At 36.4% G+C, this 13,326-nt stretch carries 19 protein-coding genes; 6 read left to right on the plus strand and 13 right to left on the minus strand.

Going from position 1 to position 13,326, the window contains the following annotated elements; translation table 11 throughout:
- From Nisw_RS02820 to Nisw_RS02850, 7 genes are all read right to left on the minus strand, one after another.
- Complete coding sequence (locus Nisw_RS02820) at nt 1-468, minus strand: 50S ribosomal protein L30 (protein WP_141976342.1); 468 nt, start codon at nt 466-468, stop codon at nt 1-3.
- A gap of 6 nt (nt 469-474) precedes the next feature.
- Nucleotides 475-1,191, minus strand: a complete 717-nt coding sequence (locus Nisw_RS02825; RefSeq protein ID WP_141976344.1) for a 30S ribosomal protein S5 — start codon at nt 1,189-1,191, stop codon at nt 475-477.
- Nucleotide 1,192: 1 nt separating this feature from the next.
- Nucleotides 1,193-1,675, minus strand: a complete 483-nt coding sequence (locus tag Nisw_RS02830; protein ID WP_141976346.1) for a 50S ribosomal protein L18 — start codon at nt 1,673-1,675, stop codon at nt 1,193-1,195.
- Between the two features lie 36 nt (nt 1,676-1,711).
- Nucleotides 1,712-2,626 (minus strand): ornithine carbamoyltransferase, encoded by a 915-nt coding sequence (gene argF / locus Nisw_RS02835; RefSeq protein ID WP_141976347.1) that lies wholly within the window; start codon nt 2,624-2,626, stop codon nt 1,712-1,714.
- Complete coding sequence (gene ftsY, locus Nisw_RS02840; protein WP_141976349.1) at nt 2,623-4,206, minus strand: signal recognition particle-docking protein FtsY; 1,584 nt, start codon at nt 4,204-4,206, stop codon at nt 2,623-2,625. The genes argF and ftsY overlap by 4 nt, the downstream gene beginning before the upstream one ends.
- A gap of 3 nt (nt 4,207-4,209) precedes the next feature.
- Nucleotides 4,210-4,647, minus strand: a complete 438-nt coding sequence (pfdA, locus tag Nisw_RS02845) for a prefoldin subunit alpha (RefSeq protein ID WP_141976351.1) — start codon at nt 4,645-4,647, stop codon at nt 4,210-4,212.
- An 82-nt stretch (nt 4,648-4,729) separates the two neighbouring features.
- Complete coding sequence (locus tag Nisw_RS02850) at nt 4,730-5,350, minus strand: superoxide dismutase (protein WP_141976353.1); 621 nt, start codon at nt 5,348-5,350, stop codon at nt 4,730-4,732.
- Nucleotides 5,351-5,468: 118 nt separating this feature from the next.
- On the opposite strand from Nisw_RS02850, the gene Nisw_RS02855 reads away from it, so the two are divergent.
- Nucleotides 5,469-7,451 (plus strand): S8 family serine peptidase, encoded by a 1,983-nt coding sequence (locus tag Nisw_RS02855; protein WP_185736680.1) that lies wholly within the window; start codon nt 5,469-5,471, stop codon nt 7,449-7,451.
- A 1-nt stretch (nt 7,452) separates the two neighbouring features.
- Here Nisw_RS02855 and pckA read toward each other — a convergent pair whose 3' ends face one another.
- Nucleotides 7,453-8,994, minus strand: a complete 1,542-nt coding sequence (pckA, locus tag Nisw_RS02860; RefSeq protein WP_255430861.1) for a phosphoenolpyruvate carboxykinase (ATP) — start codon at nt 8,992-8,994, stop codon at nt 7,453-7,455.
- A 213-nt stretch (nt 8,995-9,207) separates the two neighbouring features.
- Here pckA and Nisw_RS02865 point away from each other — a divergent pair, with 213 nt between their 5' ends.
- Entirely contained in the window at nt 9,208-9,612 is a 405-nt protein-coding gene (locus Nisw_RS02865) for a 50S ribosomal protein L32e (protein ID WP_141976359.1), read from the plus strand.
- Nucleotides 9,596-10,051, plus strand: a complete 456-nt coding sequence (locus Nisw_RS02870; RefSeq protein ID WP_141976360.1) for a 50S ribosomal protein L19e — start codon at nt 9,596-9,598, stop codon at nt 10,049-10,051. The genes Nisw_RS02865 and Nisw_RS02870 overlap by 17 nt, the downstream gene beginning before the upstream one ends.
- Here Nisw_RS02870 and Nisw_RS02875 read toward each other — a convergent pair.
- Together Nisw_RS02875 and Nisw_RS02880 are read right to left on the minus strand one after the other, a co-directional pair.
- On the minus strand, nt 10,048-10,347 hold the full coding sequence (locus Nisw_RS02875) for a methylated-DNA--[protein]-cysteine S-methyltransferase (protein ID WP_141976362.1): 300 nt from the start codon (nt 10,345-10,347) through the stop codon (nt 10,048-10,050). The two genes, Nisw_RS02870 and Nisw_RS02875, sit on opposite strands and share 4 nt — an antisense overlap.
- On the minus strand, nt 10,344-11,120 hold the full coding sequence (locus Nisw_RS02880) for a D-aminoacyl-tRNA deacylase (RefSeq protein ID WP_141976364.1): 777 nt from the start codon (nt 11,118-11,120) through the stop codon (nt 10,344-10,346). The genes Nisw_RS02875 and Nisw_RS02880 overlap by 4 nt, the downstream gene beginning before the upstream one ends.
- Nucleotides 11,121-11,159: 39 nt before the next feature.
- On the opposite strand from Nisw_RS02880, the gene Nisw_RS02885 reads away from it, so the two are divergent.
- From Nisw_RS02885 to Nisw_RS02895, 3 genes are read left to right on the plus strand one after another with little or no spacing between them, the layout of a single operon-like run.
- Nucleotides 11,160-11,333 carry a protein translocase SEC61 complex subunit gamma gene (locus Nisw_RS02885; RefSeq protein WP_141976366.1) on the plus strand — a complete coding sequence of 58 codons (174 nt, stop codon included), beginning with the start codon at nt 11,160-11,162 and terminating at the stop codon, nt 11,331-11,333.
- A 2-nt stretch (nt 11,334-11,335) separates the two neighbouring features.
- Nucleotides 11,336-11,794 carry a transcription elongation factor Spt5 gene (locus Nisw_RS02890; RefSeq protein ID WP_014962674.1) on the plus strand — a complete coding sequence of 153 codons (459 nt, stop codon included), beginning with the start codon at nt 11,336-11,338 and terminating at the stop codon, nt 11,792-11,794.
- Between the two features lie 34 nt (nt 11,795-11,828).
- Nucleotides 11,829-12,308, plus strand: a complete 480-nt coding sequence (locus Nisw_RS02895) for a 50S ribosomal protein L11 (RefSeq protein WP_141976368.1) — start codon at nt 11,829-11,831, stop codon at nt 12,306-12,308.
- On the opposite strand, the gene Nisw_RS02900 is transcribed toward Nisw_RS02895, so the two are convergent.
- From Nisw_RS02900 to Nisw_RS02905, 3 genes are all read right to left on the minus strand, one after another.
- Nucleotides 12,309-12,497, minus strand: a complete 189-nt coding sequence (locus tag Nisw_RS02900) for a hypothetical protein (protein ID WP_141976370.1) — start codon at nt 12,495-12,497, stop codon at nt 12,309-12,311.
- A 29-nt stretch (nt 12,498-12,526) separates the two neighbouring features.
- Complete coding sequence (locus Nisw_RS09090) at nt 12,527-12,667, minus strand: hypothetical protein (RefSeq protein WP_185736656.1); 141 nt, start codon at nt 12,665-12,667, stop codon at nt 12,527-12,529.
- Nucleotides 12,668-12,798: 131 nt separating this feature from the next.
- Nucleotides 12,799-13,200 carry a helix-turn-helix domain-containing protein gene (locus tag Nisw_RS02905; RefSeq protein WP_141976372.1) on the minus strand — a complete coding sequence of 134 codons (402 nt, stop codon included), beginning with the start codon at nt 13,198-13,200 and terminating at the stop codon, nt 12,799-12,801.
- Between the last annotated feature and the right edge of the window lie 126 nt (nt 13,201-13,326).

Raw genomic sequence — 13,326 nt, forward strand, 5'->3', positions numbered from 1 at the left:
TTAAATCATATTCCTTACAATTGTTCCAAGTTCTTTGTTTCTTCCAAGAATTCCTTTTTGTCCATACAATTTCTTTGTACTTCTTTTGAATCCATGTCTTGGTGGTGCTAATGCAAACCAAGGTTTTAGTGGTTTTAATTTTGATAACATTGTTTTTCCTTCTGCTAATGCTGCAGCCAATTCTGCAGAACTTGCATATCCTAATTCTTTAAGATCTTCTGGAGTTACTTTTTTGTAACCTGCTTTTCTTGCTTTTTTGTCAATCAATTCTTTTGCTAAGTCTGCATCAAGATCAACCCATGAAACATAGTGTTGTACTTTTTTTAACATTCCAAGTAAGTTATCTTTTGCAGGAAGAATTACTGCACGATATTTTTTTTCTAGTTTTAGCAAATCCATAGTAGTTGATGCCCAATAAGGACAGTCTGCTTGGCCTTTGATTCTAACAACTAGTACTGCATTTGCCATTTCTCATCAACCCTGACTAAATGTCTGTCTAAGACAGTCCAAGATAGCTTTTGAAGTAGAATTCATTGTAGGTGTAGAACCTTTTGCAGTAGTCCAAGCGTCTTTTAGACCAGCTAATTCCAATAATCGTTTAATTTTACCACCTGCAACAAGACCTAATCCACGAGGTGCAGGAATAATTTCAATTGTAACACTTCCACCTTTTCCTCTTACTTTGAATGGAACAGAATGTTTTTGATCACATCTGCATTCCCAACTGCCACATCCCAATTTGATTGGGTTGACATTAAGATAAGCAGCATTAGTTGCCTTTTCAATTGCAATTCTCATTTGTTTTGATTTTCCTTGTCCGATTCCCAAGTAACCGTTCTCGTTTCCTGTTGCAACGATTGCTTTGAATCTAGTTGATTGGCCGTTTGATGTCATTTTTTGAATAATTCCAACATCAACAACTTCACTCTTCAAGTCAGGAAGTAATTTTTTGATGATTCCTGCTTCTTGAATTCTTAATCCTAATTCAATAATTTCTTCTAATGATGAGATTTCTCCTGATGCGACTTTTTGTCCTAAGATTGTTTTTGGAACCCAAACTTCTTCTTCGGGTTCTCTTCTTCTTCTTGGTCTATCTCCACCTTTTGCCCCACCAGGTGGGCCTCCACCATAAACTGGTGTACCTTTGCCTCTTTGTCCGCCTTGTGGTTTAGATTCTGCTTTTTGACTCATTTTATTTTACCTCAGTATCAATTGTAGATTTCATTTTAGAAACTTCGTTTTTAACAGTAAGATGTTCTCCGTTAATTCTATCTTCAGATGGAAATGTTTCTTCGTTTGCTGGAACTTCAAGACCAGCATCAATTACTCCTTTGAGAGCTGCTGCCATTCTTTGTGTATATTTTCTGGTTCCAGTATACAAGATTGCATCCTTTGCACCTTGTCCAAGTGCTTTCTTTCCTGCCAAGTATCCTGTAAGATATGCTGCAGGAACACTTTTTCTAGAACCTTTCCAACCTTTTTCAAGCAAGTATCTAGAATGTGCTGATGCAACAACCTTGTCTCCAGTCATGCCAGGCTTTAGAATTTGAACTTGTGTATTTTCATTAGTAATATTTACAGTGATAAAGTCACGCTTACCCATCAACATTGTACCACGTTTACGGTAATTGGTCTTCTCCTCTCTAAGTCTCCTCAATATTTTTGAATAGGCCATGTATAGAATTCGAGTTTGAACGTGCTCTTATATACGTTAACCGAGAATGAGTGAGGCAAGCAATGCCTTTTGAGAATGGAGACGATTTTCTGCCTCATCCCATACAACAGACTGAGGTCCATCAATCACAGATGATGTCACTTCTTGATCTCGCTTTGCAGGAAGACAGTGCATAAAGATCGCATCTTTCTTTGCAGACGCCATCAGTTTTGAGTTAACTTGGTATTTTGGAAGGAATTTTTTGATTCTATTTGGATCGTCATTATGAATAGAAGAATAGGTATCAGTGACTACAACATCAGCATCTTTTACTGCATTTAGAGGATCAGATGTCAATTCAATAGTAGTTGATTTTTTTGCTTCTTTTACTGCCTTTTTGTCGGGCTCAAAACCATTTGGAGTTGCAATTGACATTGTGGCACCAGATAATGCTGCTCCATAAATCATTGAGTTACAGACATTATTCCCATCGCCAATCCATGCAATCTTAATTCCTTTGATTTTTTTCTTCTTTTCTTTTATGGTCATAAAGTCTGCTAAGATTTGACAAGGATGAAAAGTATCAGAGAGTCCGTTAATTATTGGAACAGTTGCATTTTCAGATAATTGTTCTAGTAACTCATGATCATAAACACGAGCCATTATACAATCAGTGTATCGTGAAAGAGTCTTTGCAGTATCTTCAACGGATTCGCCACGAGATAATTGCATATCATTTGATGAGAGATTAACGGTATAACCACCAAGTTGTGACATTCCAATTTCAAAACTTACTCGTGTTCGAGTAGATGGTTTTTGGAAAATCATTGTTAGTGTTTTATTTTTTAGAACAGGTTTGTTTCCGCCTTTCTTGAGTTCTTTTTTTAGTTTAATTGAATCATCAATTAACCCCACAAATTCCTTTGGAGATAATTCCGCTAAAGTGAGTAAATTTTTTGTTTTTAGTTTCATCTTCTAAAGAACCCGAACCTACCTTTTTTCTTTTTTGGCTCTTCCTTATCATGTTTGTGAATCTCTTCTTCATTTTCTTTGTCTTCATCATCATACTCTTCATCATTATCTTCATCACCAGGTTCTGGTTTTCCATCTTTAATCCATTGACGAATCTTTTTGCCTAGTCTGAAAGCTTCATCATCATTTTCTGGTGGAGGTACATCAAACAAATCAGAATAAGTTGCAATCTCATCATCTGAGATTCCTTCAAATGGATCATCAGAAGTTGGTGTTGGTTCAGGTTCTGGTGTTGGTTCAGGTTCTGGTGTTGGTTCAGGTTCTGGTGTTGGTTCAGGTTCTGGTGTTGGTTCAGGTTCTGGTGTTGGTTCAGGTTCTGGTGTTGGTTCAGGTTCTGGTGTTGGTTCAGGTTCTGGTGTTGGTTCAGGTTCTGGTGTTGGTTCAGGTTCTGGTGTTGGTTCAGGTTCTGGTGTTGGTTCAGGTTCTGGTGTTGGTTCAGGTTCTGGTGTTGGTTCAGGTTCTGGTGTTGGTTCAGGTTCTGGTGTTGGTTCAGGTTCTGGTGTTGGTTCAGGTTCTGGTGTTGGTTCAGGTTCTGGTGTTGGTTCTGGTGTTGGTTCAGGTTCTGGTGTTGGTTCAGGTTCTGGTGTTGGTTCCTTCTTGATATCAACCCCTTCAAGGGTTCCAAAGACGGTTTCAAGGAAAGTTTTCTTATCAAAAGGTTTTAGATCAGGATATTCTTGTCCAACTCCAACAAACATCACGGGAGTAGATGTGACTTTAACAATAGATAGTGCTGCGCCTCCTCTTGCATCAGCATCACTTTTAGTCAAAATAGAACCATCAAATTGCGTATGAGAATAAAATTCACGAGCTTGATTAACAGTGTCATTTCCTGCCAAAGAGTCACCAACAAAAATTTTCAAATCAGGATTTACAACTTTGGTGATCTTTTCAATTTGTTGCATTAAGTTTTCGCTTGTCTGCATTCTTCCTGCAGTGTCAATTAGAACAACATCTGTTTTGTGGGATTTTGCGTATAATACAGCATCACGTGCAACAGCTGCAGGATCAGAATTGTAATTTTGTGCAACAAGTTTTAGGTTAAGTCGATTAGTATGTTCTCGTAGTTGTTCAATTGCACCAGCTCTAAAAGTATCAGCAGCTGCAACAACAACAGAATATTTTTCTTGTTGTAACAGATGTGCAACTTTAGCTAGAGATGTTGTCTTTCCAGTGCCGTTAATTCCAAGGAATAAAATAAGAAATGGTTGACCTTGTTCCTTTTTCTCATTGATTTTTCCAAAAAGATCAATTTCCCCTGCATTATCAAAATGCGCAGATATGCTTGAAATCAAACTATCCTTAACAAATTTTTCAATCTCTTTTTTTTCAACTTTAGAGCCAATTAGTTTTTCTTTTAAATCATCTTTGATTGAATCGATTACTTCAGTTGCAACATCAGATTCTAACAGTGAAATTTCTAATTCAAAAAGAATATCTTCAATGTCTTTTTCGTTGAGTTCCTTTTCACCAAAACTTTTCGCTGCATTTGAAAACGCATTACGAAGTTTATCAAACATTGTTTATCCCGATTGTGGAGGTTGGCCAGGTTGTTGCATGGCTTGCATCATTTGATTAATTTGTGCCTTACCTTGCTCTAATCTTTGGGCAGCGTCTTGTTTTTTTGCTGCAGTATCTTGTATTGCAATTTCAATTTCCTTGATTCTTTCTTCAAGATAATTAATTGCAGAAGCAAAGTCCTTTTCAACTGCCACCCCTGCACCAATATTTAGAATTATTTTGCTATTAGATGAAATTTTTGTTGGGACATAAGTTCCCAATCCAATTGGGACAAGAGTATCAGATTCAGGGTTTTGACTAAGAGATTTAATGGACTCAATAGCTGCAGTTGCCTCTCTAAATACACTAAAAAAAGTTCCTTCTCTTTGAGACAAATCTGCAAAATATGTTTCAAGCATTTGCATTTGCTGCATCAATTGTTCTGCTTGCTCTTGACTCATTTACAACAGGACTTTCTCTTATGGTTATAAATTCATTCATAGAAAGTGAATCAAAAAATGAATAAAAAATAAAGAAGGAACTTTATTTTGCTTTAGAGAATCTATCTTCTACCTCATCCCAGTTAACTACATTCCACCATGCGGCGATATAGTCAGGTCTTTTGTTTTGGTAGTTAAGATAGTATGCGTGTTCCCAAACATCACAGCCTAACAATGGAACTAATCCTTCAGTTCTAGGACTTGTTTGGTTTGGCATTGATTTGTATTCAACCTTTCCAGAAGAAGGGTTGTATACTAACCATCCCCAACCACTGCCTTGAATTACCGCGGTAGTGGATGAAAATTTCTCTTTGAAGTCAGAAAAGCTTCCAAAAGAATCGTTGATTGCATCAGCAATTGATCCTCCAGGTTCTCCGCCTCCATTTGGTTTCATATTATTCCAAAATAACCTGTGGTTGTCATAACCACCACCGTTGAAATTAATTGCACCTCTTTTGTCTTCAGGAACTGAATTGATATCAGACAAAATGTCAAGGATGTCTTTGTCTTGAATTTCAGCTGGACATGTTTCAAGAGCTGCATTTAGTTTGTCAGTGTATGTTTGATGATGCTTTGTGTGGTGAATCTCCATTGTTCTTGCGTCAATGTGAGGTTCTAATGCATCATAAGCATATGGCATTTCAGGAAGTGTGTATTTTCCCATGAGTTCAGTTGATAATTTATTCCATTTATTGGTTTACAGGTAATCATTTTTACTTGCTAAAATTGTTAGAAGATTTGTGAAATTCTTAGTGATTTTTTCTTTCATTATTGTAATTTTGATGGGATTGGTTTTGACTCAAGCAACAAATTCTCAAAATGAAATTCACACATACTTGGAAAGAAGTGTTCCATTTGTTGGAACAGATATTCCAAGAATACAAGGAATTGATGGGACAGGAATCAATATTGCAATTATCGATACTGGTGTAGATTTTAACCACCCGGACTTGTTTGGTTGGGGACCAGATGGAAAAGTTGTTGGAGGATACAACTTCATTCAAGAGGGACAGCCACCAATGGACAATAATGGACATGGCACCCAAGTTGCAGGAGTAATTGCTGCAGATGGACAAGCAGTAGGTGTTGCACCCAAGGCAAAAATTCTTGCATACAAAGTATCTGAAGACGGCGAGGGCGTATCATCTGATTTGATAATCAAAGCGATTGAGAAAGCAATTGAGGATGGTGCAGATATTATCAATATCAGTTTAGGAGTAAACAAAACTAACACAAAGATTGAGAGGGCAGTAAATCATGCATTAGAAAAAGAAATCTTTGTAGTGGCTGCGGCAGGAAATGATGGTCCAGATTTAGGAAGTATTGGAAGTCCTGGAAGAAACTTTGGTTCAGTTACAGTTGGTGCAACTTACAACAATCTCACATCAAGTCTAGTTGCAACATTAGAAGTCAATGACAAACCATACACAGTAATCCCAATGGCAGGAAACAAAAAGACAGAAGATACAATTACTGGAAAATTAGTTTTTGGAGGATACGGAAAAGTAGATGAATTAAAAGATCTTGATGTCAAAGACTCCATACTAATTGTTGAGAGGGGAAGTGATATTGAAGGAGAACTGCTGTATTTTTCAATAAAGGAAACTAATGCTGCAGATGCAGGAGCAAAGGCAATGATTGTTTACAATAACATTCCAGGAATTTTTCTTGGAGAATTAGTTCATGAATTTATCGAACCGGATTATTCACCACGAATCCCAGTGGTATCAATTGACAGAGAAGAAGGATTAGAGATTGTTGAATCAATTAATGGGAATGAGGCTACACTGAATCTGTTTTTCAATCCAGATTATCTTGCACATTTTAGTTCAAGAGGACCTGTATCTCCATTTTACATTAAACCAGAAATAGTAGCACCTGGGGCATACATCAACACTACACAAAGTAATGCAGGATACAACTTTACCAGTGGAACTAGTTATGCTGCACCTCACGTTAGTGGTGCTGCAGCACTGTTATTACAGAAAAACCCTGCATTGCATCACCACGAGATAAAATCACTGCTACTAACCACAGTTGAGCCTGTATCAGATGCCTACGGAAAGGAGTTTTCAATACAAGAAGCAGGAGCAGGAAGACTGAACATAGCAAAGGCATTTGAGGCAAAATTGATCATAGAACCTCCAAACTTTGTGGCACTTGCATCATCAGATAGCAAAGTAGTTGAAAAACAATTCCAACTAAAATCACTAGATGGGACATGGGAAGGATTTGATGTAACATTTGATGGACCAGAATTCATAAAATTTAGTGGAGAATTAATCAATGAAAATATTTTGAATGTAAGGATGAGTATGTTAGAAGATAACTTTGGAGAGCATGAAGGAAAGATAAGAATAACTCATGAAGGAATACAATATGTTGTCCCGTTTATTTTGCATTATACTCACGGTTCAATTTCAATAGTTCAACAAAACGACAAACTACTCTTTGATGTTCACCATCCAGAAGAATGGAGTTTTGCAAAAATTTCAATTACAAACAGTAAAGATGGAAGAATAGATACAACAAGTGCAACACCATACAAAGCTGCATCAATTGACATTTATGAAAATGCAGAGTATTGGGTTGATGCAAAAATCAGAATCAATGGAAATACATCAAGTGCTTACAATACCATTGATGTTAGAACACTTGAAGAAAGAGAAAGACTGGATCTCGACATTCCAGAAAGACAGATGGGAATAATTGCAGGAGCAGTTATTATGATTGGAATAATAGGTATTTTTCTAAAAAGAAGATAGATTATTGTGGTGGTTTTGGACCAGCATCAATAATTTCTTGTGCAACTCCATCAAATTTCTTAAAGTTCTCAACGAACATTTGAGCTAGCTTCTTTGCAGACAAATCATATTCATCCTTGTCAACCCAAGTGTTTCTTGGATCTAAAATCTCAGATGGTACTCCTTCAACTTCAGTTGGAACATCTAGATTAAACAAATCATTATGAGTATATTTTACAATGTTAAGACCACCAGAAAGGGCAGCAGTAACCATTGCGCGACTATACTTTATCTTGACTCTGCTTCCAACACCATATGGACCTCCAGACCAACCAGTGTTGATTAGGTAGACTACTGTATTGTGTTCGTTAATTTTCTCTCCAAGCAATTTGGCATAAACAGAGGCAGGTCTAGGCATGAATGGTGCTCCAAAGCATTGAGAAAATACAGATTTTGGTTCCTTGATTCCTCTTTCAGTTCCTGCAAGTTTACTGGTATATCCAGACATAAAGTGATACATGGCAGCTTCTTTGGTAAGTCTTGAGACAGGAGGTAAGACTCCCAATGCATCGGCTGTCAAAAATATAATCACTTTAGGATGTCCACCAATACTTGGAATTACAGCACCGGGGATGAAATCCAAAGGATAGCCAACACGAGTGTTTTCAGTTAAAGTGTTATCATCATAATCAGGAACATTATCTTTTAGAACTACATTTTCTAAAAGTGCACCAGGTTTGATTGCATTCCAGATTTCTGGTTCTGCTTCTTGACTAAGATTGATACATTTTGCATAACATCCTCCTTCAAAGTTAAAGGTTCCATTGTCAGACCAACCATGTTCATCATCGCCAATTAGTTTTCTATTTGGGTCTGCTGAAAGAGTAGTCTTTCCAGTACCAGATAAACCAAAGAACAATGCGGTGTCACCTTTCTCACCAATGTTTGCAGAACAGTGCATTGGGAAAATTCCTTTATCAGGTAAAAGAAAATTCATCACACCAAACATTGACTTTTTCATTTCACCGGCATACTCTGTTCCTCCAATCAAGACAATTTTTCTTGTCAAATCAATGAGAATGAATACATCAGTTCTAGTTCCGTCAATCTCAGGGTCTGCCTTAAAATCATTAATACAAAGAATTGTGAACTCGGGTTCATGTTTTTCTAACTCTTCACTTGTTGGACGAATAAACAAATTACTTGAGAACATATTTTGCCAAACATGATCATTAATCACTCTAATTGGTAAACGATTTTCAGGATCTGCACCTACAAATCCATCAAAGACAAATAGTTCCTTGTTATCAACAAAGTTCTTCATTTTTTCTAAGAGTTTTTCAAATTTGCCACTTGGGAATTGATGGTTAATTTTACCCCAATCAATTGTTTCATGGGTTTTATCATCATATACGATAAATCTATCATCAGGTGAACGTCCGGTATATTTTCCAGTATTTACTGAAAGGGAGCCTGTAGAGTTGACCACACCTTCTTTTCTCTCAACTGCAAGAGTCACCATCTCATCTGTGCTGAGATTTCTGTGTACTTTGGAGGGGTTTATTCCAAATTCCTTGAGTTGGGCTGAAAATTTGTCAGTGGTAGCAGTACCTACTACTTGTGTCAGAGTATTACGCCTCCAAAAATTATGTCATTAATCCCAGGCTTGTTCATGAGATATTTCGATCCGCCTTCCATTTCCTTATTATCTCTTGTCATCTGAAATTATTTGCATCGTCTAGGAACGTATTTATTCCAAAATTCAAGAGTCAATTTGATGCCGATCAATAAAGACAAGATTGCAAAGAGACAGGAGATTAAAGGACATAATCCTGATTTTGAAAGACCAGAGAGCTGGCGTTATGTTAGACTTCAAACGGGTTGGAGAAAACCAAAAGGTATTGATCATCATCAGAGAAAACAATGGAGTAGAGGTCGTCCAGGTCTAGTCAAAGTAGGATTTGGTGGACCAAAAGATGCAAGAGGATTACACCCATCAGGATTTACAGATAACTTAGTTTACAATTTAGATGACTTAACAAAACTTGATCCAAAGAAAGACGGAGTCAGATTGGGTCACAGTGTAGGTACTAGAAAAAGAAAAGAGATTGTTACAAAAGCAGTCGAACAAAAATTCAAAATTTTCAATGCGAGAGTGAGTGCAAGTGGTAGTAAATCTTAAAGCTAAGAAAAGACTAGCATCCAGAGTAACTGGTGTTGGTATTCACAGAATAAAATTTGATGCAGACCATCTTACTGATGTAGCTGATGCAATTACAAGAGAAAATATCCGCAGTCTAATTACAGCTAACACAATTAGAATCGATTCATTTACTGGAACTTCCAGAGGAAGAGCACAGACCAAAAAAGACCAGAGAAACAAGAGAGGAACCAAACAAGGTTCTAAACAAGGACGTAAAGGCGCTCGTGTTGGTAAGAAAGAAGTCTATGTTGCAAAAGTCCGTGCATTAAGAAGATTGTTAAAGATTGCAAAAGACAGAAAGGATTTGACTAATCCAGAATTTTGGGCACTCTACAAAAAAGTAGGTGGCAACACAGTCAGAAACAAGGCTCACTTGAGACAATTAATGGAAGAGATTGTCGCAAAAAGAAAGAACTAGAATCTGTAAACAGTTTTTTCCCAATCTAAAATTTTACCATTTTCAATTTTGATACCTTCATCATGGAGCATTTTTGTTTTGATATGCTCACCATATGCATATCCACCAACTTTTCCATCAGACATTACAACTCTGTGACACGGAATGATTACAGGATACGGATTTTTGTTCATAATTCTTCCAACTGCTCGTTGTCCGTTCTTTAGACCAACTGCCTTGGCCAGTTCACCATAAGTTGTGATTTGGCCTTTTGGAACTTCTAGTAATTTTTTGTAAATCTTTTTTTCAAGATTCAAAGTCTAACTACCTCAAGTTCTGTAGACTTGAGAAGGTCAAGAACTTTTTGCTTGTTTGGTCCTAATCCATTCCAATCTAGCAGAGCAAACTTTGCCATCTTGTTTTGCTTGAGAATATGTGAAAACAACTCATCATCAAGATTATCAAGTGCATGTTTTGGAATTACTGTCCCAAGTGCATATTTGCCATCAAGTAGTTGTTCTGTAAACTTTGTAGGGTAATGAGTTCCACCAAAACATAATGCAACAGGGTTTTCGGGAATATCATTTGACATTACCTCATGAACTAGTTTTGCAACCCTATGGCACAAATTCTCATCAGTCCACTGTTTTTCAGTCGTTCCAATTTCGATGAATATTGTGGGCTTTTTGAGATCTGTTGGTCCATGATGTGTTGCCTCTATAGTAATATCAAATTCTTGAAAATCAGACTGATGATCACGTAAAGTTTGAAGATACTTCTTTTGCAAGTCAGGATGAGGAATTGCTACTTGTCTATTATTTCCACCAAACTTTGCCTCTGAGAAATTTCCAGTACTATGGCAAGTAAGTGCAAGTACTCCGGATTCTGCTGCATGTTTTGATAAAAAGACAAATCCATCATAATCGTATTTTTCTTCTAGCCAATCAGCAGAAATTGCAGGAGTTGGAATAATCACCAGATCATAGAATTTTCCATGATATACATCACCTTCTTGAGTCATATCTTTGCAAAGAAATTTTGCCATATTATGACCAGCAGGGTCATCGGCGTATGCAACTAACAGTTCCATGAAATAAGAGATATAAAGAGACCCTATTAATTTCCACCAATGAACCCGAAGCAGACTTTGAAAAACATGGCAAATACCTTGAAAATGGCCAAAAAGCCAGATAAAGATGAATATCAACAACATCTCAGATTGGTATTGTTAGGAATAGCTGGAGTTGGAGCTATTGGATTTACAATTCAGTTTGTATTTTCGGTGATCACATTTGGTAGGTAAAATTGTCTGAAGAAGTAAAGTCACATTTGTTTGCAATTAGAACCACAGGTGGACAAGAAAAAGTGGTAATGAGATTATTAGAAGCAAAAGCTAATGCTAATCAAATCAATATTCAATCAGTATTTTGGGTAAGTGATCTTAAAGGATATGTTGTCATTGAAGCAATAAATCCAAGTGATGCATACATGGCCGTAGAAGGTGTAAGACACATCCGCGGTCAATTAAGAGGGGAATTAGAATTCAAAGATATCGAAGGATATTTGGTGAAGAAATCAACAGTTTCAACATTAGCAGTAGACAACGTAGTAGAGATTACTGGAGGACCATTCAAAGGAATGAAAGCAACAATTACCAGAATCGACCCAGAAAAAGAAGAAGCCACAGTTGTTTTGCTTGATGCATCATATCAATTACCAGTTACAGTCGACGCAAACTATCTAAAACTATCAACTGAGGGTTAGGAAGGATTAAATTTTCATTTAGAGGCGATAAAACATGGGAGAACAAAAAATATCATCACTTGTAACAGGAGCAGCAGCATCTGCAGGTCCACCTTTGGGTCCAGCATTAGGTCCTCTTGGAGTCAATATTATGGAAGTCATTAATGCAATTAACGACAAAACAAAAGACTTTGAGGGAATGAAAGTTCCAGTTACAGTCATTGTTGATAGTGACACCAAAAAATATGAGATTGAAATAGGTATCCCATCAGCAGCTGCATTAATCATGAAAGAAGCAGGAATTCAAAAAGGATCTGGTGCTTCTGGAACTGAATGGGCAGGAGATGTTACAATGGATTCAATTGTGAAAGTCGCAAATACTAAACTGGACAAATCTTATGCATCATCACTAAAATCAGTTGCAAAAACTATCATTGGTACATGTGTTGCTTTAGGAGTAAAAGTTGAAGGAAAGACTCCAAAAGAAATTACTGCAGAGATCAATGAAGGCAAATGGGATGAGAAATTCCAATAATTAAACTCGAGTCTTATCGACATCATCTAAAATTTTCTGCATACAATCATGACAAATTACATCATGTTCAGATAGTTTTCTAATCAAATCATGATCTTGAACTTTAGAGTCATAAGTTGCAGAGATCACTATCTTGTTGCTCCAGACCTCAAAGTCTTCTTTTTTCTTGGAGCAACCAAAGCAGTTCATGGCATAATTACTAGTTTTACGTATAAAATCTAAACATCATTTCCAGTAACTACCCATTCAAGGGCTCTAAGAACACCCTGATAGTACTTCATAGCATCCATTGATTCAGCATTTACCAATCTTTGTTCAATTTTTTTTCTATATTCTGCTATTTCATTTTCTGTTTTCATAAAAATTGTAAAAAATTAACCTATATTGAATTTAGGATTTTTGGTAAAGACTGCCTCATAAGTTGTCTAGTTTTTACAGTTTCTACTTAATCTCATATCTGTAACAGGGATTAATGACAAAGAATTTTGTTTTAATGTAGAACAGTTACAGGTTTTTTGAAAACTTGTTTGTAGTTTCTCTTTTTTCCATCCTTGAATACAATCTTTGGATAATGCTTCATTGAAAATGCAGCCATTTGGTCAATTATTCCCTGAAGATCTTTACCTTTTTTGGTTAATGTGTATTCAATTCTAATAGGAATTTCATCATAAACTGTTCTCTCAATAAGATCTGTTTCTTCTAATTCTTTTAGTCTAAGAGATAGAGTTTTTGGATTGATGTTTTCGATTGTTCCAAGAAATTCATTAAAACGTGTCTGATTTCTCATTGCCATATTTCTGATTATATGAAAAGTGAATTTTTTTCCAATTATCTTAAAGGTATTATCCACTGGACAGTTCTTTATCATATGTTCCAGCGTAAGATTATCCATAATAAAACAAGTGTTCAAAGTGTATTAAAACTTAACTTACTTTAGTATAGTTACTAATAAAGGGTTAGTTACCACAAGGTAATCTAATGTAGAGTGTTTCCCTTTCTATTATAAATATAGTAACAA

It is taken from the genome of Candidatus Nitrosopumilus sp. SW (assembly GCF_006740685.1).
Taxonomy (GTDB): Archaea; Thermoproteota; Nitrososphaeria; order Nitrososphaerales; family Nitrosopumilaceae; genus Nitrosopumilus.

Bases quoted from the DNA above. Each gene is read 5' to 3' on its own strand.
- Nisw_RS02820 (WP_141976342.1), bottom strand. From the start codon at position 468: ATGGCAAATGCAGTACTAGTTGTTAGAATCAAAGGCCAAGCAGACTGT.
- Nisw_RS02825 (WP_141976344.1), bottom strand. From the start codon at position 1,191: ATGAGTCAAAAAGCAGAATCTAAACCACAAGGCGGACAAAGAGGCAAA.
- Nisw_RS02830 (WP_141976346.1), bottom strand. From the start codon at position 1,675: ATGGCCTATTCAAAAATATTGAGGAGACTTAGAGAGGAGAAGACCAAT.
- argF (WP_141976347.1), bottom strand. From the start codon at position 2,626: ATGAAACTAAAAACAAAAAATTTACTCACTTTAGCGGAATTATCTCCA.
- ftsY (WP_141976349.1), bottom strand. From the start codon at position 4,206: ATGTTTGATAAACTTCGTAATGCGTTTTCAAATGCAGCGAAAAGTTTT.
- pfdA (WP_141976351.1), bottom strand. From the start codon at position 4,647: ATGAGTCAAGAGCAAGCAGAACAATTGATGCAGCAAATGCAAATGCTT.
- Nisw_RS02850 (WP_141976353.1), bottom strand. From the start codon at position 5,350: ATGGGAAAATACACACTTCCTGAAATGCCATATGCTTATGATGCATTA.
- Nisw_RS02855 (WP_185736680.1), top strand. From the start codon at position 5,469: ATGGGATTGGTTTTGACTCAAGCAACAAATTCTCAAAATGAAATTCAC.
- Nisw_RS02865 (WP_141976359.1), top strand. From the start codon at position 9,208: ATGCCGATCAATAAAGACAAGATTGCAAAGAGACAGGAGATTAAAGGA.
- Nisw_RS02880 (WP_141976364.1), bottom strand. From the start codon at position 11,120: ATGGAACTGTTAGTTGCATACGCCGATGACCCTGCTGGTCATAATATG.
- Nisw_RS02885 (WP_141976366.1), top strand. From the start codon at position 11,160: ATGAACCCGAAGCAGACTTTGAAAAACATGGCAAATACCTTGAAAATG.
- Nisw_RS02895 (WP_141976368.1), top strand. From the start codon at position 11,829: ATGGGAGAACAAAAAATATCATCACTTGTAACAGGAGCAGCAGCATCT.
- Nisw_RS02900 (WP_141976370.1), bottom strand. From the start codon at position 12,497: ATGAACTGCTTTGGTTGCTCCAAGAAAAAAGAAGACTTTGAGGTCTGG.
- Nisw_RS09090 (WP_185736656.1), bottom strand. From the start codon at position 12,667: ATGAAAACAGAAAATGAAATAGCAGAATATAGAAAAAAAATTGAACAA.
- Nisw_RS02905 (WP_141976372.1), bottom strand. From the start codon at position 13,200: ATGGATAATCTTACGCTGGAACATATGATAAAGAACTGTCCAGTGGAT.